Below are 23,530 nucleotides of genomic sequence, written 5' to 3' on the forward strand. Positions count from 1 at the left end.
TGTATCTCGAGCGCCGGTCGGCTACCCGAGGCGGGCGGCCTCAGCCGCCCACGTCTGTATGGCCGGATACAGCTCCGGCAGGTGGAGCGCGGACATGGTCACGTCCGCTGGAGGGTTGGCAGCCGCAGGGCCGACGAGCGCGGTCGCCGCACCCAAGCGCGCTGCGGGCGCCAAGTCGAAGTCGTAGATGTCGCCGATCGACAGCACGGGGCCGCGTTCAAGCGCGTCCGTAACCTGAGCCTCGATGCCGAGGGGCTTGCGCGCTGAGGTGATGACCCGCACAAAGTGCTGGGCCACACCAAGGGCTTCTAGCGCTTCCCTGATGCGAATGTCAGGCGCATTCGTGACAAGCGCGATGTCGGCGTGTGCCGCAAGGGAAGCAAGGAACTCTGGCAGCCCGGCGGGCGCCTCCACCGGGGCCGCAGGAGTTGCGAGATCATCGCGGCTGGCGAGGTAAGCGCGATCGAGCAGGTGAGCGTCAATCCCCCGCTGCCCGGCCGCCGCCGCGACAGCGTGATACCCGTCCCTGAACTCCGAGTCACCACGCTCGACTGCGTGAAGCGCATCGGTCGCGACTGTGGCGAACTCGGAGTCCTCAGCCAACCGCGCGACCGCGGCCGCATATGCCGTCAGCGGACCGTTGCCCAGGGCAACGGTGCCGTCGAAGTCAAATATCACGGTGGGCCGCATCGTGCTCCTTGTGCATCTCCAGGCCCTCGGCGCTACTCGCTAAGGACGATGCGTCCACAGTGACAAGTGAAGATGGACGGACGGGCCACGAAGTGGTGAACGGCGACTGAACCTTCTGCGGCGAAAGGGTGAAGTCGGCGCCTACGCGGCCCCTATTACGCGTGCAACGGCCGTGCGCGGAGTAGCACATTCCGCAGGGTCAACACTGTGCGGCGCCGCGGATAGACCAATGCGCTAGTGCGGAGCCGTTCGGTCGACGTGACTGAGCGACCGCACCTTGCGCTCCAGGTGGAACTGCGCGTAGGCCGCAATGAGGCCGGCCGCGTCCTTGCGCTCTCGGTCGGCCGACGCATCGGCGCTGTCCCAGTCCCCGCGCAAGAGTGCGTGCAGCAGATCGAAGGTTGGCGCACTGGGCGCAGCAGCTCCGGGAGGTCGGCAGTCCTCGCACACTGCCCCTCCACCGGCCACCGCAAATGCCCGGTGTGGCCCAGGCGCTCCACACGAAGCGCAACCGTCAAAACTGGGCTCGTAGCCGGCCAATGCAAGCGAGCGCAACAAGAATGAGTCGAGGACGAGTCCTGGATCGTGTGCGCGACGCGCGAGCGACCCGAGACCGCCGTGCAAGAGCCGGAACTGATCGTAGGCCGGCTCTTTTTCGTGGTCGACAAGCTTGTCCGCCGTCTCGACCATTGCGGTCGCAGCGGTCCACAACCCGTAATCCTCAGCGATGCGCCTGGCATAAGGCTCTTTGGTCTCGACCTGGGAGACGATGTCGAGGTTGCGTCCCTCGTACAACTGCACGTCGATCAGCATGAATGGTTCAACCCGCGACCCAATGCGGCTCGTCGTGCGCCGCACTCCCTTCGCCACCGCCCGCACCTTGCCGGTGCGGCGCGTCAGCATCGTCACGATGCGGTCGGCTTCACCGAGCTTGTGGGTGCGAAGGACGATGGCATCGTCGCGGTACAGGGGCATCAGGTCATCCGGCCGAGTCGCCGAGCATGCGACCGTATGAGGTCACCTCATCGACGGTGAACCCCAGTGACTCATAGAAGCCGGTCACCTCGGCGTTGGCGACGCGCACCTGCAGGTTGATCTTGGGACAGCCGAGTGCTTCGAGCTCCGCGATGGCGCGCTTCACGAGCGCCGCACCGACGCCTTCGCGGCGCCGCGATGGGTCAACCGCTACGTGATAGAGCCAGCCACGAACCCCGTCATAACCGGCGAGCGCCGCTCCGACCACTGCGTCGCCGTCGGTGGCAACCCAAAACAAGTCAGGATCGCGCTCACACTTGCGAGCAATCATGGCGTGGGGGTCGTTGCGCGCCGGGTCGTGCGGGAAACACGTCACCCAGAGGCGGGCGACCGCATCTCCGTCACGGGGGGCGAATCGACGTACTCGCATCATTCCTCCGGAACCGGTTCGGTGGATACCAAAATCTCAACTTGGGCACCAACGAGTGCCTCGTCGATCTCAGCCTCGGACGGCGCGTCGGGCAGTGCGCCCACGATCGCCAACGGATCAGTCAGTGCCACGACCGTGCGGTAGAGCACCGCGTCGTCAGCGGCGGCCCGGCACGCAACGGCGGCCGTGTCGTACAAAGCGTCCTCGGGACAGATCACTGCGGTCACATCCTGCGCATCGGTCGCCGCAAGGATCGTGTACTGAATGTCGTCTGCTTCCTGGTCGAATGGGAGCTGAGGCGAACCGCGCCAACACTCTTGCGTCCACGGTCCCTTCGCTCTCTCCAACTCGTCGCCCCATACGGATGATTCAAGGCAATCGATGCGCTCGAGCCCCTGGGACGAAAGGTCGGGAAGGCTGTCTGCGGCGGCGACGGCCTCTTGCGACCCGCCGCATCCAGCGACCAACAGCGCGGCAGCGCTGACGGCGACCACGCCGGCACGCGTGCGCAGTCCAGAAGGCGACATCATCCCTCGATTCTACGGGCGGACGGGCCACGCCCCTGGTGCTCATGCGAGCGAGTCCAGGGGCGTGGGTCATGGGCGTCGCGGTCAGCGCGGCGCCGCCTCGCGAGCTAGCGAGTGGCGCGGTTCACGGCCGAGATAATCGCCTTGAGGCTGGCGGTCGTGATGGACGGATCAACGCCCACACCCCACAGAATCTCGTCCCCGATCAGGCATTCGACGTACGCCGCGGCCTGTGCGTCGCCGCCGGTCGTCATCGCGTGCTCGTGATAGTCGAGCACCTCGACCTTGACGCCGCGGGTCGCCAGAGCCGCCACAAACGCCGCCACCGGGCCGTTGCCCGAGGCTTCGATCGTCAGTTCCTGGCCACCATCTGTGATGTCGGCAGCAAGGGTGTCAGGTCCTTCGTCCGAGCTCGTGCCGCGGGTACCCAGCAGCGCAAACCGGCCCCACTGACCCTGATCGGTCGGAGAAGGCAGGTATTCATCGCGGAACACCGTCCACAGGTCCTCGGCCGTTTGCTCCTTGCCCGTAGCATCGGCCGCAATTTGTACTACACGCGAGAACTCGATCTGCAGGCGACGCGGCAGGTCAAGGTTGCGCTCGGTCTTCAGCAGGTATGCGACGCCGCCCTTGCCGGACTGCGCGTTGACACGGATCACAGCCTCGTAGGATCGGCCCACGTCCTTCGGGTCGATGGGCAGATACGGAACGCCCCACACGATGTCATCGACGGTGCCGCCAGCGGCCTCCGCCTTTGCGTCCATGGCGTCCAGGCCCTTCTTGATCGCGTCCTGGTGAGATCCGGAGAATGCGGTGAAGACCAGGTCCCCACCCCACGGGTGGCGCGGGTGCACGTCGATCTGGTTGCAGTACTCGACGGTGCGGCGAATTTCATCGATGTCGGAGAAGTCGATCTGCGGATCAATGCCCTGGCTGAACAGGTTCATGCCGAGCGTGACGAGGTCCACGTTTCCGGTGCGCTCGCCGTTGCCAAACAGGCACCCCTCGATGCGGTCGGCACCGGCCATGTATCCCAGTTCTGCCGCGGCGACGGCAGTACCCCTGTCGTTGTGCGGGTGCAGGCTCAGCACCACGGACTCGCGGTAGTCGAGGTTGCGGTTCATCCACTCGATCGAGTCCGCATAGACGTTCGGGGTCGCCATCTCGACGGTCGCGGGCAGGTTGATGATGACCTTGCGCTCCGGAGTGGGCTTCCACACATCCAGCACGGCGTTGCACACCTTGACCGCGTACTCGAGCTCGGTACCGGTGTACGACTCGGGGCTGTACTCGTAGAACACCTGCGTGTCCGGGATCATCTCCTCGAACTTCTGGCACAGCATCGCGCCGTGTGTCGCGATGTCGAGAATCTGGTCCTCATCGGCACGGAAGACGACCTCGCGCTGCAGGATCGACGTCGAGTTGTACAGGTGCACGATGGCGTTCTTCGCGCCGCGCAGGGACTCATACGTGCGCTCGATCAGGTGCTCGCGCGCCTGCGTCAGGACCTGAATCGTGACGTCATCAGGGATGTGCCCGTCTTCGATCAGGGCACGCACAAAATCAAAGTCGATCTGGCTGGCCGAGGGGAACCCGACCTCGATCTCCTTGTATCCCATACGCACCAGGAGGTCGAACATGCGCATCTTGCGCTCGACGTTCATGGGCTCAATGAGTGCCTGATTGCCGTCGCGGAGGTCTACCGCGCACCAGCGCGGGGCCTTCTCGATGAGGTTGGCGGGCCACGTCCGGTCAGGCAGATCAACGGTGATGTGCTCGTGGAACGGGCGGTACTTCTGGATGGGCATGGCGCTCGTGTTCTGAGAGCCGCCGGTGTAGTGCTCGCTCATGGTGGATGAATCCTTCATGTGTGTGGGGGGCTGATGTTCAGCCGGCGCGCGAACCTCCGCGACGAGGATCCGGCTTGGAATTAAGCCTCGTCGCGGCAACGAAGGAGCAGCGAGCGTGCACGCATGTTGTCCACCATAGCGAATATTGAGGTGAGCGTGAACGACCACCGCACCCCGGCATCGGCCCTAGAAACCCAGGCGGCCCAACTGCTTAGGGTCGCGCTGCCAGTCCTTGGCCACCTTGACGTGCAGGTCGAGGTAGACCTTGCGCCCCAGCAGGCGCTGGATACCTTCACGGGAGGTCGAGCCAACGTCCTTCAAGCGCGCGCCTCCACGCCCAATCACGATGCCCTTTTGCGAGTCACGCTCAACGAAGATGTGAGCGCGGATCTCAAGAACGTCCCTCTGCGAGGTCTCGTCCCCAGGCTCGACCATCTCTTCGATCACGACGGCGAGGGAGTGCGGAAGTTCGTCGCGCACGCCTTCCAACGCGGCCTCACGAATCAGTTCGGCGATGCGGACATCTTCGGGCTCATCGGTGACTTCGCCCTCCGGGTACAGCGGCGGGCCTTCTGGCAGGTGCCTCACGAGGACGTCGTGAATCACGTCCACCTGGATGTCTTTGACCGAGGACACGGGCACTATGTCCGCCCACTCGCCCAGCTGCTGAACCGCGAGCAGGTGCTCCCCCACCTTGTCGCGCGAGACGGTGTCCACCTTGGTGACGATGGCCACCACGGGTGCACGGGCCTCCGAGAGCTCGCGGGCGATCCACTGGTCACCAGGGCCGATCTTCTCGTTGGCGGGCAGGCAGAAGCCAATAACGTCGACTTCCGAGAACGTCTCACGCACGAGGTCGTTGAGGCGTTCACCCAGGAGAGTGCGCGGGCGGTGGAGTCCAGGAGTGTCGACGATGACCAACTGGGAGTCCTCGCGGTTAAGGATTCCGCGGATGGCGCGCCGCGTGGTTTGCGGACGCGACGACATGATCGCCACCTTCTCCCCCACCAGCGCGTTCATGAGCGTGGACTTACCCACGTTTGGCCGGCCCACAAAGCAAGCAAAACCGCTGCGGTGAGTAGGTGCGTCAGTCATCCGTGTCCTCCTTGGGTGCCGCTTCAACGAGCAGCGTGGTGAGCCGCCTGCGGCGACCCTCCATTGTGTCAGCCGTCAGCACGACCCCGTGGGCCTCACCTCGAGCGCCGCGGATCGGGACCTTTCCGAGCGTCTTCGCAAGCAGGCCGGCGGCCGTCTCCACGTCGTCATCGTCGATGTCCAGGTCGAAGAGTTCTCCAAGGTCGTCGAGCGGCATGCGCGCGGGGACCCGGTAGCGCCCCGGCGCCAGTTCCTCGACCTCAGGCGCGCTGCGGTCGTGCTCGTCGACCACCTCGCCCACGATCTCCTCGAGCGCGTCTTCGATCGTCACGAGTCCGGCAACGCCGCCGTACTCGTCCACGACGATCGCGAGGTGAAAGACCTCGTCCTGCATGCGGCGCATCAGGTCATCGACGGGCACCGATTCGGGTACAAACTCGGGCTCTCGCATGAACTCGTCGACTGGAGTTTCGAGAGCGTCGGGATCGTCCCAGGTGCGGTCCACGACGTCTTTGAGGTAGATCACGCCCACGGTGTCGTCGACGTCCTCGCCAATCACGGGAATGCGTGAGAACCCCGAGCGCATGAACAACACCATCGCTTTGCGTGCAGCGGTACCGGTACGGATCGTGATCATGTCCGTGCGCGGCACCATGACCTCGCGAGTGAGAGTGTCACCCAGCGAGACCACTGAGCGCAGCATCTCCGCGTCCTCTGCCTCCAGCGCATCCTGGGCCTGCTCGACAAGGTCTTCCGGTTCCGCGAGCGGCGGGGCCTTGAGGGCGGGGACGATGGCACGCAGCGGCAGGACAAGCCGAGTGAGCATCCAGCCGATGCCGGCGAGGGAACGTACGGCACTCGCCGGGACGGAGCGCGCCAACTGGCGCGGCAATGCGCGTACCAACACCAAGGAGACAAACGTTGCGGCGACGGCGGCGACGAGCACGACGATCAGGACCGACCAGTCGTAATCCATGCCCAGCTCGACAACAAGGGTCGTCAGGCACACGAGCGCGATCGCCTCAAACGTGGCGTACGCAACGGATGCGGTGTCGTCCGGGTGCTCGCTCAACGAGGCCCAACGAGCGGCCTTGGTGGGCTTGCCATCCGGCCGGCGCGCTTGGGCGAATGCCCGCTCATCTGCGTGCGGAAGTTGCTCGAACGCAGCCACGATCGCGTGCAGGATTGCTGCGCTTAAGAAACCAAAGACCCCCACAACGATGAGGGCGGTGATGGCGGTCGTGCTCACGCGACCCCTAGCCGCGCTGGGCGAGGAACGTCAGCAGGAGACGGCGCTGAAGGGCGAACATCTCCTTCTCCTCCTCCGGTTCCACGTGGTCGTAGCCAAGCAAGTGAAGGATGCCGTGCGTGGTGAGCAGGAGCATCTCCTCCTCAGCCGTATGCCCGGCCGCCTGTGCCTGGCGCGCGGCAACTGACGGACAGACCACGATGTCGCCCAGAAGACCCGCGGGGGTGGGTTGGGCCTCCGTGCCGGGCCGCAGCTCATCCATTGGGAAACTGAGGACGTCAGTAGGACCGGGCTCATCCATCCACTGGATGTGCAGCTGCTCCATGGCAGGCTCATCGACGAACATGATCGCCAGTTCTGCGCCATCGGCGACGTGCATCTCACGCAGGACGAACGCCGCGAGTTCCGCGAATTCGATCTCCTCGACCTTGGCTTCGGTCTCGTTGTTGACGTCAATCATCGTCCACTCTCCTTGAAACGACGCTGCTGACCGCCGCCGCGGGGGGCCTGCGATTCGTCCATCTTGGCGTACGCGGTCACGATGTCCGACACCAGGCGGTGGCGGACGACGTCCTGCGCTCCGAGCTCACAGAATGCGATGTCCTCGACGCCGTCAAGGATCTCGCGGGACGCACGCAGGCCTGACTGCGTGCCACCTGGAAGGTCAACCTGAGTCACGTCTCCCGTGACGACCATCGTGGTTCCAAAACCAAGGCGCGTGAGGAACATCTTCATTTGCTCACGCGTCGTGTTCTGCGCCTCGTCAAGAATCACGAACGCATCATTGAGCGTGCGACCGCGCATGTAGGCCAGCGGTGCCACCTCGATGGTGCCCGCCTCCATCAGACGCGGAATCGACTCCGGGTCGACCATGTCGTGCAAGGCGTCGTACAGCGGCCGCAGGTAAGGGTCGATCTTCTCGTTGAGCGACCCGGGCAGGAAACCAAGGCGCTCCCCGGCCTCCACTGCAGGCCGGGTCAGCACGATGCGGTTGACCTTCTTCGCCTGCAACGCAGCCACGGCTTGGGCCATCGCGAGGTACGTCTTACCCGTTCCGGCGGGACCGATGCCGAACGTCACGGTGTGCGTCTCGATCGCCTTCACGTAGTCCGCTTGCCCGTGGGTCTTGGGGCGAATGGTGCGACCACGTGAGGACAGAATCGACCTACTCAAAACCCCTGCGGGACGCTCGGCGACGTCGGCCTCTCCAGCCGCGCCAGCATCGGCCGCCGCTGTCGCCACACCTCGCGCGGCAGACAGCATGCGCACCGACTCTCGGGCAATGTCGGGAGTCAACGGCACGCCTGCCGCGAGAACCGAGCGCAGTTCCTCGACCGCAGACGCGGCCGCGGCGACCTCGGGGTCACTCCCGGTAAGTGTGATCAGGTTGCCGCGGATGTGGAAGTCAACGCCCGGGTGAGCGCGCTCCACTTCCTTCATGACGGAGTCGGCGCTTCCCATGAGCTCCGGCATCCGCTCGGCGTCATCAATCGTGACGATGTGCTGGGCCATTAAGCAGGGTTCCATTCCAAGTTGCCGCCACCGATCACGTGACCGTGGGCGTGAAAGACGGATTGACCGGCGCGCTCGCCAGTATTGAAGATCCACCGGAACTGGCCATCGCACTCCGAGTCGGCGATCTCCTGCGCGGCGACCGCCATGGCCGCGAGCTGCTCGGGCACCTCGGCAGCGGCCTCGGCGACGTTGGCGACGTGCGCGCGCGGGATGACGAGCACGTGGACTGGCGCCTTGGGCGCAATGTCCCGAAACGCCACGACGTGATCGTTTTCCAGCACCACGTCTGCGGGGATCTCGCGTGCGGCGATCTTGCAAAACAGGCAGTCATCACTCATATGGCTAGCGTATGCCCCTGCGTCACGTTTCGTCTGCGTCCGTTGTAGCGGCCGGGCCCACGTTCCAGTTGCCGCGCACGGCGGCCAGTGCAGCAATCGCGGCCGGGCCGGCGCTCGAGGCACGCAGCACGTGCGGCCCAAGTCGCACCGCGGTGGCACCAGCAGTGACAAGAGCGTCGTTTTCCTCTGGTGACACGCCGCCCTCGGGCCCCACGATGAGCCAGACCGGAGTCGCGGAGTCAGCAAACTCAAGCGCAGTAAGAGCGATGTCGGCATCCTCGTGGAGGACCAACACACGCTCGCCGTTGGCTGTCGCAGGGCCGATGCGTGAGCACAGTTCGCGTGTCGTGGCGACGGCCTCGACGGTGGCAAGGCGGGCGCGGCGCGACTGCTTGGTCGCAGCCGTCACGACGGACTGCCACTTTGCGCGGCCCTTGTCCGCCTTTGGCCCACGCCATTGAACGATTGACCGCGATGCCGCCCACGGAATGACGGCCGTGGCGCCAAGCTCGACGGCCGATTCCACAGCCTGCTCGTCGCGCCCACCCTTGGCGAGCGCTTGGACCAGGACCACGGGCGCATCGGCGTCCCGAGTGACCGAGTCAACCCGCACGGTCATGTGATCACCAGCGCCTGTCTCGATGACTCCTGACGCACGTGTGCCCTGCCCGTCCACGACATCGACCCGCTCGCCGGCCTCACGACGTTGCACGGTGACCGCATGACGCGCCTCTGCCCCGGTGATCTCAAGGAGATCTCCTACGGCAGCCGTCGTCGCAGACGGATCGATGAAGACCGGAGCGGACATGTGACTCAGCGCGTCTTGAATGCCCCGCGCAGGCGCGAGAACACGCCGCCACCGATGGGGGCGAGGTTCGCTTCCGGCAACTCTTCGCCGCGCAAGGTGGCGAGTTGACGCATGAGCTCAGCCTGTTCGTCGGTGAGGTCGGTGGGCGTGTGAACGTCAAGGTGGACGTACAGGTCGCCGCGACCGGCGCGCTGCAGTTTGCCCACGCCAAGGCCCTTGAGCTTCACGGACGTTCCAGCGTGGGTGCCCTGGCGAATGTCGACGTGCTGCTCACCGTCGAAGGTGTCGACGGCCATCTGAGCGCCGAGCGCGGCGGCCGTCATGGGCACCTCGAGCGTGCAGTGAAGGTCATCGCCACGACGCTCAAAGACCTCGTCGCCCTTTTCGCGAATCTCCACGTATAGGTCGCCCTTGGGTCCGCCTGCCACGCCTGCGTCGCCGCGACCCGCGAGGCGAATGCGTGTGCCGGTCTCGACACCTGCAGGGATGTCGACCTTCACGGTGTGACGCGTGTGCGTGCGGCCCTGGCCCGAGCAGTCGCCGCAAGGAGACGGAATCGTAGTGCCGTAGCCGCCGCACGCGGGGCACGGCGAGGTCGTCATCACGTTGCCGAGAAGCGAGCGAGCCATGCGCTGCACGACTCCCTGACCGTTGCACTGGCTGCACTGCTGTGGGGACGTCCCTGGCGCGCAGCACGAACCGGAGCACGTCGAGCAGACGTCGGCCAGGTCCACCTGGACCTGGCGTTCAACACCAAACACGGCTTCCTTGAGCGAGATGGAGGCTTGCACCAATGTGTCGCCGCCGCGCTGAGTGCGGGAGGCAGGACCACGTTGCTGGCCACCACCGAAGGGGCTTCCACCGCCGCCTCCGCCGAAGAACTGCTCGAAGATGTCTTCGAAGCCGAACCCCTGGGCTCCGCCCTGGCCACCGGAGTGGGCACGGGGATCCACACCGCGGTCGTACTGCGAGCGCTTCTCGGAATTGCCGAGAACCTCATATGCGGCAGCGACTTCCTTGAAGCGCTCCTCGCCTGCAGGCCCCGCAACGTCGGGGTGCAACTCACGTGCGAGCTTGCGGTATGCCTTCTTGATCTCGGTTTCCGACGCATTGCGTTCAATGCCGAGAGTGGCGTAGTAGTCGTTCACTCAGTCTCCACAATTCTTGACAAGTAACGGGCGACGGCACGCACTGCGGCCATCGTCCCTGGATAGTCCATGCGGGTAGGCCCCAGCGCTCCCAGGAGTGAAAGGTTCTCACCCTGCGTGCCGTAGCCCGCCGCCACAATCGAGGTGCGGGCAAAGGCGTCATCCCCAGTTTCCGCACCGATTCTGACACTCACGTCACGGCCCTCGCCTGCGATTTCATGCAACAACCGCAACAGCACAACTTGTTCCTCGAGCGCGTCGAGGACGGGGCCAATGGCGTCAGTCTCAAAGTCATTCGCAGCCCGCGCGAGATTCGATGTCCCGGCGAAGACCACTCGCTCCACCGTACCGCCGCGGGCGGATGTCAGGACAGTCTCGACAATTCCCGCAGCCCATTCAAGGTGCCCATTTCGCTGTAGCCATGCCGCGAGCGCGGGCACCAACTCGGTTGGGGTACGCCCCACGGCTGCGTCATTGATCGCCCTCGCGGCGTTCTCGAACTCATCCTCAGCCACATCGCGACCCAGCGCCACCGTTGCTTGCTCAACCCGAGCATCGGCCGAAACCACGACCACCAGCGCGCGGTCGATCCCGATGCGCACGAGCTCAACGCGACGCACAGGCGACTCGCGAGGGGACGGGTACTGCACGACTGCAACCTGGCGCGTGAGCTGGCTCAGGAGCCGCACGGAGCGCTCGACGACATCGTTGAGGTCGACCGCGTCGGAAAGGAAAGTCGTGATGGCCCGCTTGTGTGGCTCCTGCAACGCGGCCGAGGCCATTTGGTCCACAAACCGTCGGTAGCCCGCGTCCGTCGGAATGCGTCCGGCGCTCGTGTGAGGTTGGGCAATCAGCCCCTCCTCCTCGAGCGCGGCCATGTCGTTGCGAATCGTCGCAGACGACACTCCGAGGTGGGCGGTGTCGGCAAGCGCCTTCGAACCCACGGGCTCAGAAGTCGAGACATAGCCCTCAACGATGGCGTGAAGTACTGCCCGACGCCGGTCCTCGCTCATCGCCACCTCCTGACGGTCTCGTTTGCTGGCACTCGTGACCCCTGAGTGCTAATTCTAACGGCCCGCGCGCTGGGAGCGGTTCTACACACATCCCTTAGGCGTCCAGATCCGGCGTTCATCCACAGTCCGGAGTAGCGTAGGGAGTGTTTTCCGTGCTTTAGCGGGAGATTCTCGCTACGGTGGCACGGTTGACGCCTGGGTGCCAGGGATACGGCCCAGAGGCTGAGGGACTGCGATCGAGGGATCCCAAGGCGTTGGCAATCGTCCCCCTACTACATCAAAGTGGTGAGAAAACATGACCGAAAACAACGCAACTCCGCCTCCTCCGCCCGAGGAAAACTCCAACGGCCAGGCTCAGCAGCCCGCAGCTTCGGGTTCTAACCCCAACCTCATGCCTGCACTGGCGAACCTCACGGTTTTCACCGGTTTCCTGTTGCCGCTGATCTTCTGGCTTGTTAGCAAGGACCAGTCGCCGTTCGCCGACAAGGAAGGCAAGAATGCGCTGAACTTCGGCATCCTGATCACTATCGGATACCTCGTGTCCACCATCATTGGCATCATTCCGATCATCGGCCTGCTGTCGTTCGTCATTTGGCTCGCAGTCCTCGTCGTCGGAGTCATCTTCGGAATTCAGGCCTTCCAGGCCGTCAATAAGGGCAACTCGTACAAGTTCCCTTTCAACATCGAGCTGGTGAAGTAGGCGGCTCGAGCAGCGCGCCGCCGTCACCTCGCTAAAGAAAAGGAAAGAACGCATGACAGAGAACAATCAGACACCCCCTCCCCCGCCTGAGGAAGGCTCGCAGGGCCAGCAGCCGCCGGCTCAAGGCCAACCTGCGCAGCCCGGAGCTGCCCTCACCGAGAAGGACTCGCGCCTGTATGCGATGCTCGGCCACCTGGGAATCGCCGTCAGCGCACTCGTGGGAGTCACGATCTTCGCGCCGCTGGTGATCTGGCTGATCTTCCGCGAGCGCAGCGCGTACGTCGACGAGCAGGGCAAGGAGGCCGTGAACTTCTCGATCATGCTGTTCATCGCCTATGTCGTGGGCTGGATTCTCGCATTCGTGCTCATCGGTTTCGTGATCCTGTTCGCGGCCTGGTTGCTGTCGATCATCTTCGGCATCATGGCCGCTATCGCAGCGAACAAGGGCGAGCACTACCGCTACCCGATGACCATCCGCTTCATCAAGTAAGGGCGCGCCCCCGAGGTGCACACCGCACCCTCAGGGTTGCACCCGTAGTGATCTCAGGGCCCCGTATCGTGCACCAGGGCGATGCGGGGCTTTGTGGTTTCGTGTGACGCTTATGTCATGAGCACGAATCCACAGCAGCCCTACAACTCTTCGCCACAGGCGCCGGTCCCCGCGGCAGCCCCTGCGCCCATGCTCGAGGCAGACGCCCGCATGTGGGCGATGTTCACGCATATCGGCGCCGTCATTGCGGCCGTCGTGTCCGGAGGAATCCTCGGCTTCATCGTGCCGCTCGTGATCTGGCTGGTGTACCGAGACCGCAGCGCACTCGTGGGCTTTCATGGGCGTCAACAGATGAACCTCCAACTCACCGGCCTCATCGTCGGTATCGGTGCCATCGTGATCGGCTTCGCAACGCTGTTCTTCGGATTTATCCTCACGATCCCGCTGTGGATCGCGTATTGGATCTACTCGATCGTGATCTCGATCATCGCCGGACTGAAGGCCAATAACGGCGACTATTACCGGATCAAGTTCGCGATTCCGTTCTTCAAGTAGGTCGCGAGCGCCCCATGGCGTGAAGATCCTGCGGTCAGCCGAACCGGGTGTGCTGGACGCTACGGGATCGCGCAAACCCGATGTGGTGGGCCGCAGGTTCTTGACGTAGGCCCGGCAGCAAGCGGCCTTGAGCCGAAGCGAGCTCAGGTCAGCGCACGCACAGCCGCGTCAGCGAGCAAGCGCCCGCGGAGCGTCAACACGAGGCGTCCGGCCAATGCGGCGCGGCCATCGAGCACGCCATCGGCTACGAGTGCGGCGATCCGCTCGGGCCGCCGCTCCGGCAGGTCACCGACGGGCATGCCCTCGGCGAGGCGCAAACGCAGCATTACGGCCTCAAGTGCCAGATCATCGGCACTGAGCGGCTCGGTCTCAGCGATGGCGTCCTCGCCCGCCGCGAGACGTGACGCATACGCGCGCGGCAGCTTCACGTTCCACCACCGGCGCGCGGGTATGGGAGAGCCGTCCGCGCTCTGGGTAGGGCCGAGGTAGGAGTGGGCGCCAGGTCCAATGCCCCACCAGTCCTGGCTGGTCCAGTACGCGATGTTGTGCCGGCAACGCTGGTCGTCAGTCTTCGCCCAGTTCGAGACCTCGTACCAGCCGTACCCCGCCGCAGATAGCTTGGCATCGGCGGCCTCGTACATGTCGGCCTGCGTGTCGAGGTCGACCGCTTCAATCTCGCCGCGACGCAGTTGCGACCCCATGCGGGTGCCGGACTCGATCACGAGCGCGTACGCACTCACGTGATCGGGCTCGAGGGCGATCGCTGCGTCCAGCGACGTCTCCCAATCTGCGAGCGACTCACCCGGCGTCCCGTAAATGAGGTCCAGGCTCACCGCGAGACCGGCCTCGCGCGCCCACTGCACTGCGCGCGCGACGTTGTCCGGATTGTGGGTGCGTTCCAGGGTGGCCAGGACGTGGGGCACTGCCGACTGCATGCCGAAGCTCACCCGGGTAAATCCGGCCGATGCTAGCTCGCCTAGCGATTCACGCGTCACAGAGTCGGGGTTGGCCTCCGAGGTGACTTCGGCATCGGCGTCAAGCCCCCAGGTATCCCGCACTCCGTTGAGAAGGGCGCCCAGCGCGGAAGCATCGAGCATGGTTGGAGTTCCGCCGCCGATAAAGACGGTGCGAGCCGGGCGTGAGTCTGTGCCCATCGTCGCGCGCGCCCCGGCCATCTCCGACAGGGCGGCAGCCACGTAGTCCGAGCGCGAAGAAAATTCGCTCTCACCGGGCGCGTACGTGTTGAAGTCGCAATACCCACATCGCACCGCACAGAAGGGCACGTGGATGTAGACCCCAAAGTCACGCTCGTGCGCGACAGACAGGCGAGCCTCGTCGGACACCGCTACTTCTTCTTGCCCTTGTCCGAGCCGTCGTCGGAGGTGCTCAGCGCAGCAATGAACGCCTCGGGCGGCACTTCCACCGAGCCAATGTTCTTCATGCGCTTCTTACCGGCCTTCTGCTTCTCCAGCAGCTTGCGCTTACGCGAGATGTCACCGCCGTAGCACTTGGCCAGGACGTCCTTGCGGATCGCGCGGATGGTCTCACGCGCAATGATGCGCGCGCCGATGGCGGCCTGAATCGGGATCTCGAACTGCTGTCGATCAATGAGGTCTTTGAGCTTGGTGACCATCGAGACGCCGTACGCATAGGCAGCGTCCCGGTGGACGACGGCGCTGAAGGCATCGACGGCCTCGCCCTGGAGCAAGATGTCGACCTTGACGAGGTCCGCAGTCTGGTCGCCTGCAGGTTCATAGTCGAGCGAGCCGTAGCCACGCGTGCGCGACTTGAGCTGGTCAAAGAAGTCGAACACCACTTCTGCCAGCGGCAAGGTGTAATGCATCTCGACGCGGGTCTCGGACAGGTAGTTCATGGTGCCCATCTGACCGCGACGCTCTTGGCACAGCTCCATCACGGTGCCGATGAACTCGCTGGGAACCAGGATCGATGCCTCAACGACCGGTTCGCGCACCTCGGAGATCTTGCCGGCGGGGAACTCGGAGGGGTTCGTGACGGACACGATCTTGCCGTCTTCCATCTCGACTTCGTACACGACGTTGGGCGCCGTGGAGATGAGCTCGATTCCGAACTCGCGCTCGAGGCGGTCGCGCACGATCTCGAGGTGAAGGAGACCCAGGTAGCCGCAGCGGAAGCCGAAGCCCAGCGCCACGGAGCTCTCGGGCTCGTACACCAACGATGCGTCGTTGAGTTGAAGCTTGTCGAGCGCATCGCGCAGCACCGGGAAGTCGGATCCATCAAGCGGGAACAGGCCCGAGTAGACCATCGGAAGCGGCTCGCGATAGCCACCGAGTGACTCCGCAGCGCGGTTGTTGGCCTGGGTGACGGTGTCACCGACCTTGGACAGACGCACGTCCTTCACACCCGTAATGAGGTAGCCGACCTCACCGACGCCAAGCCCCTTGGTGGGCTTGGGCTCGGGGCTGATGACCCCGATCTCGAGGAGATCGTGAGTGGCCAGCGTGGACATCATGGCGATCTTCTCGCGGGGCTTGAGGGAGCCATCGACGACGCGCACGTAGGTCACGACGCCGCGATAGGTGTCATACACAGAGTCGAAGATCATGGCGCGCGTGGGTGCGTCGGCAACACCGACCGGCGGCGGGATGTCGCGGACCACGCGGTCCAGTAGCGCCTCCACGCCCAGACCGGTCTTGCCTGACACGCGCAGGACCTCATCCTCTTCGCAGCCGATCAGCTGAGCGAGTTCCGCCGCATAGCGGTCAGGATCCGCCGAGGGCAGGTCAATCTTGTTAAGTACAGGGATGATCGTGAGGTCGTTCTCCATCGCGAGATACAGGTTCGCGAGAGTCTGCGCCTCGATGCCCTGGGCGGCATCCACCAGCAAGATGGCACCTTCACATGCGGCGAGCGAGCGCGACACCTCGTAACTGAAGTCCACGTGGCCGGGGGTGTCGATCATGTTGAGCGCGTGGGCCTTGCCCTCGACCTCCCACGGCATACGCACTGCCTGGGACTTAATCGTGATTCCGCGCTCGCGCTCGATGTCCATGCGGTCGAGGTACTGCGCCTTCTGCAGCCGTGCTTCCAGCACTCCTGTGATGCCGAGCATACGGTCCGCAAGAGTCGACTTGCCGTGGTCGATGTGCGCGATGATGCAGAAATTGCGGATGAGTTCCGGCGCGGTGGCGGCGGGCTCGATGCGAGCGTCAGTCACGATGTCCTTTGGGGTGCGGGTTCAGGTCTGGCGTCATTTTCCCACGTTTACGGGATTGCCGGGCCCACTTCACTGTCAGCGACAATGTGCCGATACATTCCACGGTGGCGGGAGAGGCCCGGCACCCTAGCGAGGAGTCGAACCGGTGGCAGGCGACGAGTTGTTCCGTACGGCGTTTGATGGCGCCGCTGTCGGCATGGCGGTCCTGGATGAGGACGGCCGCATCGAGCAGTCCAACGGAGCCCTCACCTCCATGGTGGGCGAATCCGCCGGAGCGCTCAACGGACGGTCCCTTCGAGACGTCACGCACCCAGATGACACATCGCGAGACGCCCGCGTGTGGGACAGGTTGTCGCGCGGCATCAGCGAGCACATCCACTCGCAGCGCCGGCTACTGCACAACGACGGCGACGTCGTCTGGGTCCGAGCGACCTTCTCACGCGTCCCGGGCGACCCCATGCGCGTGATCATGCAGGTCGAAGACGTGAGCGAAGCTCGGCACACCCAAGCGCTCCTGGAGCACCGGGCCCACCACGACCACCTCACCGGCCTTCCCAACCGTGCGCTGCTCCTCGATCAGCTCAGCACGCTCCTCGACACGCCTGAGCCACGCGTTGCCTGCCTCTTCCTCGACCTCGATCACTTCACCGTCGTGAATGACTCGCAAGGGCATGACGTCGGCGATCGGCTACTCGAGGAAGTCGCCAGGCGCATCCAGGCCGCCACCCGGGGTCACGACACCATTGCACGCCTCGGTGGCGATGAATTCGTCATCGTCGCCCCAGGAATCGGTACCCTCGCCGAGGCCTCCACACTTGCGGAGTCCATTAGCGAGGGCCTGCGCTGGCCGATGATCGTCGGCGGCCACGAGATTGCGCCATCCGCGTCCATCGGGATCGCGCTCGCCGCGCCGGACTCCACCCCACAAAGCCTTGTACGCGATGCCGACGTCGCGATGTCCCACGCGAAGCGCTCAGGCCGAAATCAGGCGCAGGCCTTCTCAGAGAACATGCGCCACCACGCCCAAATGCGCTTGTCGGTCGAGACGGAACTGCGCGTGGCGCTCCGCGAAGGGCAGCTCGAGGTCCACTTCCAGCCCATTGTGGAACTCGCAACCGCCGAGGTGCGGGCATACGAGGCGCTCGTGCGTTGGCGCCACCCCCACCGTGGGCTCCTCATGCCAGACGACTTCCTCGACATCTGCGAAGAGGCCAATCTGGTGGTGCCCATGGGTGAGGTGGTTCTTCGCGATGCGTGCGCGTTCATTGCGCGGCGCCCGGACTTCGACGGACGCGTGCTGGTCAACATTTCAACGCAGCAGATCGGCGGCAACGGACTGGTCGACGCCGTGGCTGACGCACTCAACGAGTCCGGGATCCGCCCGGGCCAACTGGCGCTCGAGATCACCGAGTCAGGGATGCTTCTGGCCACCCACGCCACCCGCACTGAACTCGAACAGCTCGCCGCCATGGGAATCGACCTCCTGCTCGATGACTTTGGCACGGGCTATTCGGCCCTGTCCTCTGTCCTGCGCTCCCCCGTGACCGGCATGAAGCTCGCACGCGAGTTCACACTGCGGCTCGGCGACGATGCCACCGGCGACCGTATCTCCACCGCCATTTCCTCGCTCGTCGCGAGCCTGGGCATGGTGGGCATCATTGAAGGCGTGGAAACCGAGGCGCAACGCCGTGTGGCGATCTCTCACGGCTGGACTTTGGCGCAGGGCTTCCTCTTTGACCATGCACGCCCAGACCACCAGATCCCGCTTGCGCCCGGTGTCATCGCCGTGCCCGGGGACGTGCATGACAGCCCCGCGGAGGCATCCAGCCCAGTACGGTGACCTCCATGGAAACCGTCCTCATCATCATCGCGGTGCTGGCCGTTGTCGGATTGTCGGCGTGGGCAAAGGCAGAGGAGCGTCGCCGCCGCGATGCCAAGCGACGGTCGCGCGCCGCGTCCCGGCCGCGCACCCGTTATCAGCGCGGCCAAAGGCCCTCCCACCGCTCCCAGCAGGGCGGCCGAACTCAGGCGACCGAGCATCGGCCCGCCTACCCCGGCGACTTCACGGGAAAACCCACAGTTCGCTACAGTCCCCACCCCGATGGACAGCCCGATCCGGGAGAGATTGTGTGGACCTGGGTTCCGTTTGAGGAAGACCACACGCGGGGCAAAGACCGGCCAGTCCTGCTGATTGGCCACGACGGCCCGTGGCTGTTGGGGTTGCAGCTCACGAGCAAGGACCATGACCTCGATGCTGCGCAAGAGGCGCGTTATGGCAGGTATTGGGTCGATATTGGCACCGGAGACTGGGACCGTCAGCGCCGTCCGAGCGAGGTCCGCCTGGACAGGATCGTGCGAATTGCGCCGGAGACTGTCCGTCGCGAGGGCGCTATCCTAGACAGGCACCGGTTCGATGCCGTGGCGAGTTCGCTCTCGGGCCACCATCACTGGTAGTATTGACGTTTGTGTGTGGGCGCGCGCTCGCGCCCTACCCAACAGATTTCACCTCATCACGAAGGATCGCTAGTGGCAAACATCAAGTCGAAGATCAAGCGCATCGGGACCAACGAAAAGGCCCGCCAGCGCAACGTCGCCGTCAAGTCCGAGCTGAAGACCAACGTCCGCAAGGTGCGCGACGCTGTCTCCGCTGGTGACAAGGACAAGGCCACCGAGGCTCTCAAGGTTGCCTCGGTCAAGCTGGACAAGGCCGTCTCCAAGGGCGTTATTCACAAGAACCAGGCCGCGAACCGCAAGTCGTCGCTGGCCAAGCAGGTCGCCGCTCTCTAACGCGCGCCAGACTTTCCGGGCCCCTTCACGCTGCGGCGTGAGGGGGCCTGAGTCGTTTCTGGGGTGCTTTCGCGGATCCCGAGTCCTGTGGGATTCCCGCTAGCGTTGCGCGAGCTGAGCCACGGTGCGGACGCCGCGCTCCAGCGAGAACTCAGGCGCACGCGCGGCACCCTTGATCTCGGCATCCGCCTGGGCGACCGCCTCGATTGCCTCGGCAAGAGTGTCCGCGGTCCAGCGCGACAGTTCGCGACGAGCGCGGTCGGCTTGCCACGGCGCGATCCCAAGGTCCCGCGTGGGATCCAGGCGCCTGCCGCGGGCGGCCCCGACCTTTGCCAGGACGCGCAGCTTTGCGGCCAGTGCGGCATTGAGCGGGACAGGGTCCGTGCCCGTGGCAAGTGCGTGGCGCAGAAGTGACAGGGCCTTCGCCACGTCACCCGCGATAGCGGCATCCGCTACTTCGAACGCTGTCGCGTTCACGCGGGAGCCGTAGTAGCGAGTCACGGTTTCAGGAGTGATCGAGCCGTCAACATCGCGCATCAACTGTTGCGAGGCCGCAGCGAGTTCCGCGATGTCACCGCCCACAGCGTCAACGATGGACCGAACCACCTGCGCCCCCACGGGACGCTTGGCCCGCTCAAACTCACCGGAGACAAAGTCCGCGAGCTCCGAGTCCTTCTTGATAGCGGGGCACGTGTACTCCGGGACACCGCCCTTGCGCATGGTGTCGAGCAACTTTTTGCCCCGCACTCCCCCGCCGTGGCGAATGATCACGACCACCTCGGGGTCGGGTGACGCGACATAGGCCAACGCGTCAGCAAGAAACTCGTCGTTCATCGCCTCCGCCCCGGAGACGATGACGATTCCTGCCTCATCGAACAGCGACGGAGATGCGGCCGCGAGCAGGGCACCGCGGGCGTACGCGCCGGCGTCGAGACGGGTCACCGCCGCATCTGGCCGAGCCTGCACAATGCGATCGATTGCCCGCTGCCCCAGCACAGCCTCAGGACCTGAGACCAGGACGACGGGAGCGGGCTTGGCGCGAAACCATGTGGGCTCCGGGGCTCGTGAACGCGGCGGCATGGCTCTAGCGTGCCATGTCCGTGTGACACTGCCGCGCCGTCGCCACACCACGCGCAGTGAGCGCGATGTCACCGCACGTGGCGGTCACGCGCGACACCGCCCCAGTCTTCGAGTACATCTCCAGCGCGGCGGGCGCGGGATGCCCGTAATCGTTGTCGGCGCCAGCGCTGAAGATCGCCCAGTCCGCATCGATCATCTCCGCCAATTCCGGGTCTTGGTGTGCCGAACCGTGGTGCGCGACCTTCACCGCGTCTACCGACACGGGCCCGTGCGGCCGGAGCGCTCTCACGAGCCGGGCCTGCGCCGCGGGCTCAAGGTCACCGAGGGCGAGCAGCCGCGTACCCGACACGGACGCCAGCACCACGATCGACGCATCGTTGTCTCCGCTCGCGCTCGGCTGGCCATCCTGTGACCCGGGTAAGACCTCGAGGACGACACTTGCGGTTTCAAACCGGTGCCCATCCGCGGGCACGGTCACCTCTACCCCCGCATTGCGCAGGGCCGATGCTGCGGTTCCGTCTATGCCCGGCTGTGCCACCCATGCTGTGGTGACCTCAGCGTTGCCGAGCACGGCGCCGACGGCACCGTCGTGATCGTGGTCGGGATGGGTGAGGATCAGCAATGGCACCTCGCGTATCTGGTGGCGGTCCAGGCACTCCTGTGTTGCGACGGGGTCGGGCCCTGTGTCGATGATGACCGCCGACTGAGGCCCGGCTCTGAGAAGAAGCATGTCCCCCTGCCCCACGTCGCAGGCAACGACGCGCCAGTCCTCAGTAACCGCATGCCGCAACGGCGACTGGGGTCCGACCGCCGTCCATGTGACGAGGACGGCGGACACCCCGGCGCAGAGCCTGACCGCCGCAACACCGCTGGAACAGGCCACGAGACCCGCCACGGCGACGCCCGCCGCGAAGGCGATCCCCGCACCTCCCTCCGGCCACGGGAGCCATGCACCCGGCAGCGCGACCACTGCGTCACAGATTCTCACCATGACGGTTGCCGGCCACGCCGCTAGCGACGCACACATCTGGGCGACGGTGAGCGACCACGGCGCGATGACCACAGCGGCCAGGCCGCCGATCATCACTGGGGTGAGGAACACCACTGCCGCGAGATTGGCGAGGACCGCGTAGGGGCCCACGCCCGGTTGCAACACCACCAGAAACGGCAACAACGCCAACTGGGCGGCTACCGGCACGGACACTGCGCTAGCCAGCCGAGGTGTCATCCACCGCGTCAACCGCACGGCGATCGCAGGCGCCACGAGCACAATGGCGAGGACGGCCGTCACCGACATCGCGAAGCCAATCTCAAGTGCGATGCGGGGACGCACGTGCACAAGCACCAACACGCACGCAGCCAGCGCGGGCATCGCGCGTGCTCTGCGACCCCAGGCCAGCCCGGCACCGACGGCGAGGGCGAGCCCCAGAGCGCGCAGGACGGACGGCGCAGGCCCCACGAACAGTGCGAATGACACGACGGCAACCACGAGTCCACCGGCCTGCACCGCGCGAGGCACCGAGAGAGCCCGCAGCACCAACAGCGCCATCACAGTGAGCATCGCGAAATGGGCGCCGGAGACAGCCGTCACGTGTGCCACGCCCGCCTGGCGCATCGCCTCCACCTGGGCTTCGGACATGCTGGCCGTGTCGCCGGTGATCATCCCGCGGACGAGGCCTCGCGACTCATCAGGTAGGTGCGCGGTCGCGGTCTCGAACCCCTCGCGCAGTGTTGCGAGAGCACCGCCCGGGGGTACTTGCTGGAGGATCTCGGCATCCCAGCCGAGCGGGCCCGCTGTCAGCTTGTCGCCCTCATCGAGGTCCACGCGCACCGTAAGACCAGTCCCGACGGGCACACAGCCGTCCAGGTCGAGGGACGCGGGCGACTCCACAGTCCGCCATGCGTTACGCGCCGACGAAGCCTCATCGCTTGCGGGGCGCCATGCCGCGAGAGTCACGGCCGTCATACAGCGGTTCACGTCCCCGGAAGCGGACGTGCGGCCGGTATCCACTGTGGTGGCCTCGACGAGCACCGTGGCCGCAGCGACCGCTTCGTCACGACCACCGTCGCGCGTGCTCGACAGCCACAGGTGCGCGGCCACGCCTGCAGTCATGCCGCACCACGCCGCCAGTCCCACGATGGCGATGCCCGCCCGCGCGATCTGCCACGAGCGTCCGGTGAATCGCGCAACATAGGCCACCGCCGCTGATCCAGTTGCCGCGATGGCGAGCGCTCCGCCCGCGACCCATCCCAAGGGCACCGCGTTGAGCACACACGCCACCGCGAGCCATGCTGCAGCGGCCGCGCCAGCCAGCCGCAGGTCGTGTGGCGCCGTCACACGTCCGCAACCTCCTCAAGACCCGCTACCAGAGCCTCCCCCACTCCCGATACTCGGGCCAGGTCTGCGAGCGAGGAGAACGGGCCGTTGGCATCCCGGTCGCTCACAATGCGCTCCGCAAGTACAGGGCCCACCCCAGGCAGTTCCTCGAGCTGCGCCGCGGTGGCCTGATTGAGGCGAACGGGCCCCGATGAATCCTGGACTTCGCCAACAGCCGGTACATGGACCTGCTCACCGTCGACGACGGGCCGGGCAAGGTTTACTGCGCTCAGGTCAGCGTCGGGTAGTGCTCCGCCCGCGGTCTCAAGGACGTCAGCGACGCGCGCGCCACTATCGACCTCCACAAGCCCGGGAGCATCGACTGCGCCGGATACGTGAACCAACGCGGTGACGGGCGCGCCCACGAAGGACTCGGCGGAGCTCGGGGACACACTCGGACTGGGCTGAGCAGCCGGCACGCTCACAGGCGCAGTCTCCGGACCGCGCATGATGGCCCACGCGATGAGCACGCCCACGCCCAGAACGATGGCGACGGTCAATGCCACGCGCGGCTCGATGGCGATCCGAAATCCTCGCGCGCGGTCCTCGATTTCACGGCCGTGCACGGCCTCGAAGGCTCGTGAGGCATGCGAGGCGGCATCCTCGCGCCACTGCGATACGGAAGAGCTGAAGGACTGGGTTGGTGACGTCACATTCCGACGCTAGGACGCCCACACGGGGCACCCAGTGCCGGAGACAGAAGCGGT

General features: G+C 65.3%; 24 protein-coding genes. 6 read left to right on the forward strand and 18 right to left on the reverse strand.

Translation table 11 applies throughout. The features are described 5' to 3' along the window. Window positions 1–21: 21 nt before the first annotated feature. The 13 genes from AOP74_RS10835 to hrcA all read right to left on the reverse strand — a co-directional run bounded on the left by AOP74_RS10835 (window position 22) and on the right by hrcA (window position 11,638). On the reverse strand, window positions 22–690 hold the full coding sequence (locus AOP74_RS10835; RefSeq protein ID WP_061962369.1) for an HAD family hydrolase: 669 nt from the start codon (window positions 688–690) through the stop codon (window positions 22–24). 234 nt (window positions 691–924) lie between these two features. Then, a complete protein-coding gene (recO, locus tag AOP74_RS10840) occupies window positions 925–1,665 on the reverse strand; it encodes a DNA repair protein RecO (protein ID WP_061962370.1) in 741 nt (246 codons plus the stop codon). Window positions 1,666–1,669: 4 nt separating this feature from the next. Continuing rightward, a complete protein-coding gene (locus AOP74_RS10845; RefSeq protein ID WP_201774329.1) occupies window positions 1,670–2,098 on the reverse strand; it encodes a GNAT family acetyltransferase in 429 nt (142 codons plus the stop codon). Continuing rightward, complete coding sequence (locus AOP74_RS10850; protein ID WP_152649278.1) at window positions 2,095–2,625, reverse strand: hypothetical protein; 531 nt, start codon at window positions 2,623–2,625, stop codon at window positions 2,095–2,097. Before AOP74_RS10850 ends, AOP74_RS10845 begins: the two co-directional genes overlap by 4 nt. Window positions 2,626–2,729: 104 nt before the next feature. Next, window positions 2,730–4,472, reverse strand: a complete 1,743-nt coding sequence (leuA, locus tag AOP74_RS10855) for a 2-isopropylmalate synthase (RefSeq protein WP_082096278.1) — start codon at window positions 4,470–4,472, stop codon at window positions 2,730–2,732. A 186-nt stretch (window positions 4,473–4,658) separates the two neighbouring features. Continuing rightward, entirely contained in the window at window positions 4,659–5,567 is a 909-nt protein-coding gene (era, locus tag AOP74_RS10860; protein ID WP_061962374.1) for a GTPase Era, read from the reverse strand. Continuing rightward, the gene (locus AOP74_RS10865; protein WP_061962375.1) at window positions 5,560–6,816 is read right to left on the reverse strand and encodes a hemolysin family protein; all 1,257 of its coding nucleotides are present in this window, start codon (window positions 6,814–6,816) and stop codon (window positions 5,560–5,562) included. Before AOP74_RS10865 ends, era begins: the two co-directional genes overlap by 8 nt. A 7-nt stretch (window positions 6,817–6,823) precedes the next feature. Beyond that, entirely contained in the window at window positions 6,824–7,276 is a 453-nt protein-coding gene (ybeY, locus tag AOP74_RS10870; protein ID WP_061962376.1) for an rRNA maturation RNase YbeY, read from the reverse strand. Continuing rightward, window positions 7,273–8,328 carry a PhoH family protein gene (locus AOP74_RS10875; protein ID WP_236683813.1) on the reverse strand — a complete coding sequence of 352 codons (1,056 nt, stop codon included), beginning with the start codon at window positions 8,326–8,328 and terminating at the stop codon, window positions 7,273–7,275. Before AOP74_RS10875 ends, ybeY begins: the two co-directional genes overlap by 4 nt. After that, on the reverse strand, window positions 8,328–8,669 hold the full coding sequence (locus tag AOP74_RS10880; RefSeq protein WP_061962378.1) for an HIT domain-containing protein: 342 nt from the start codon (window positions 8,667–8,669) through the stop codon (window positions 8,328–8,330). Before AOP74_RS10880 ends, AOP74_RS10875 begins: the two co-directional genes overlap by 1 nt. Window positions 8,670–8,691: 22 nt before the next feature. Continuing rightward, the gene (locus AOP74_RS10885) at window positions 8,692–9,477 is read right to left on the reverse strand and encodes a 16S rRNA (uracil(1498)-N(3))-methyltransferase (RefSeq protein ID WP_061962379.1); all 786 of its coding nucleotides are present in this window, start codon (window positions 9,475–9,477) and stop codon (window positions 8,692–8,694) included. A 5-nt stretch (window positions 9,478–9,482) separates the two neighbouring features. Then, a complete protein-coding gene (gene dnaJ / locus AOP74_RS10890; protein WP_061962380.1) occupies window positions 9,483–10,625 on the reverse strand; it encodes a molecular chaperone DnaJ in 1,143 nt (380 codons plus the stop codon). Continuing rightward, window positions 10,622–11,638 carry a heat-inducible transcriptional repressor HrcA gene (gene hrcA / locus AOP74_RS10895; protein WP_061962381.1) on the reverse strand — a complete coding sequence of 339 codons (1,017 nt, stop codon included), beginning with the start codon at window positions 11,636–11,638 and terminating at the stop codon, window positions 10,622–10,624. The genes dnaJ and hrcA overlap by 4 nt, the downstream gene beginning before the upstream one ends. Window positions 11,639–11,933: 295 nt before the next feature. On the opposite strand from hrcA, the gene AOP74_RS10900 reads away from it, so the two are divergent. The 3 genes from AOP74_RS10900 to AOP74_RS10910 all read left to right on the forward strand — a co-directional run bounded on the left by AOP74_RS10900 (window position 11,934) and on the right by AOP74_RS10910 (window position 13,383). Next, a complete protein-coding gene (locus AOP74_RS10900; RefSeq protein ID WP_061962382.1) occupies window positions 11,934–12,338 on the forward strand; it encodes a DUF4870 domain-containing protein in 405 nt (134 codons plus the stop codon). A gap of 52 nt (window positions 12,339–12,390) precedes the next feature. Beyond that, window positions 12,391–12,828, forward strand: coding sequence for a DUF4870 domain-containing protein (locus tag AOP74_RS10905; protein WP_061962383.1), 438 nt, complete (start codon window positions 12,391–12,393; stop codon window positions 12,826–12,828). Between the two features lie 117 nt (window positions 12,829–12,945). Continuing rightward, the gene (locus AOP74_RS10910) at window positions 12,946–13,383 is read left to right on the forward strand and encodes a DUF4870 domain-containing protein (protein WP_160297486.1); all 438 of its coding nucleotides are present in this window, start codon (window positions 12,946–12,948) and stop codon (window positions 13,381–13,383) included. 143 nt (window positions 13,384–13,526) lie between these two features. On the opposite strand, the gene hemW is transcribed toward AOP74_RS10910, so the two are convergent. Then, a complete protein-coding gene (gene hemW, locus AOP74_RS10915) occupies window positions 13,527–14,726 on the reverse strand; it encodes a radical SAM family heme chaperone HemW (RefSeq protein WP_061962385.1) in 1,200 nt (399 codons plus the stop codon). Between the two features lie 2 nt (window positions 14,727–14,728). Beyond that, window positions 14,729–16,579, reverse strand: coding sequence for a translation elongation factor 4 (gene lepA / locus AOP74_RS10920; protein WP_439645068.1), 1,851 nt, complete (start codon window positions 16,577–16,579; stop codon window positions 14,729–14,731). A gap of 145 nt (window positions 16,580–16,724) precedes the next feature. Between lepA and AOP74_RS10925 the strand changes: the two genes are divergently transcribed. From AOP74_RS10925 to rpsT, 3 genes are all read left to right on the forward strand, one after another. Further along, entirely contained in the window at window positions 16,725–18,419 is a 1,695-nt protein-coding gene (locus AOP74_RS10925; RefSeq protein WP_061962387.1) for a putative bifunctional diguanylate cyclase/phosphodiesterase, read from the forward strand. Window positions 18,420–18,424: 5 nt separating this feature from the next. Further along, the gene (locus AOP74_RS10930) at window positions 18,425–19,033 is read left to right on the forward strand and encodes a type II toxin-antitoxin system PemK/MazF family toxin (protein WP_082096351.1); all 609 of its coding nucleotides are present in this window, start codon (window positions 18,425–18,427) and stop codon (window positions 19,031–19,033) included. Between the two features lie 72 nt (window positions 19,034–19,105). Further along, window positions 19,106–19,366, forward strand: a complete 261-nt coding sequence (rpsT, locus tag AOP74_RS10935; RefSeq protein ID WP_061962388.1) for a 30S ribosomal protein S20 — start codon at window positions 19,106–19,108, stop codon at window positions 19,364–19,366. A gap of 99 nt (window positions 19,367–19,465) precedes the next feature. Here the strand turns inward: rpsT and holA are convergent, their stop codons facing one another. Genes holA through AOP74_RS10950 form a run of 3 tightly spaced genes read right to left on the reverse strand, consistent with a single transcriptional unit; the run spans window position 19,466 to window position 23,476 of the window. Further along, window positions 19,466–20,446, reverse strand: coding sequence for a DNA polymerase III subunit delta (gene holA / locus AOP74_RS10940; protein ID WP_061962389.1), 981 nt, complete (start codon window positions 20,444–20,446; stop codon window positions 19,466–19,468). A 4-nt stretch (window positions 20,447–20,450) separates the two neighbouring features. Beyond that, window positions 20,451–22,784 carry a ComEC/Rec2 family competence protein gene (locus AOP74_RS10945; RefSeq protein ID WP_061962390.1) on the reverse strand — a complete coding sequence of 778 codons (2,334 nt, stop codon included), beginning with the start codon at window positions 22,782–22,784 and terminating at the stop codon, window positions 20,451–20,453. Then, window positions 22,781–23,476, reverse strand: coding sequence for a ComEA family DNA-binding protein (locus AOP74_RS10950; protein ID WP_152649279.1), 696 nt, complete (start codon window positions 23,474–23,476; stop codon window positions 22,781–22,783). The genes AOP74_RS10945 and AOP74_RS10950 overlap by 4 nt, the downstream gene beginning before the upstream one ends. Window positions 23,477–23,530 lie beyond the last annotated feature (54 nt).

The organism is Demequina flava, assembly GCF_000975035.1.
GTDB lineage: Bacteria > Actinomycetota > Actinomycetes > Actinomycetales > Demequinaceae > Demequina > Demequina flava.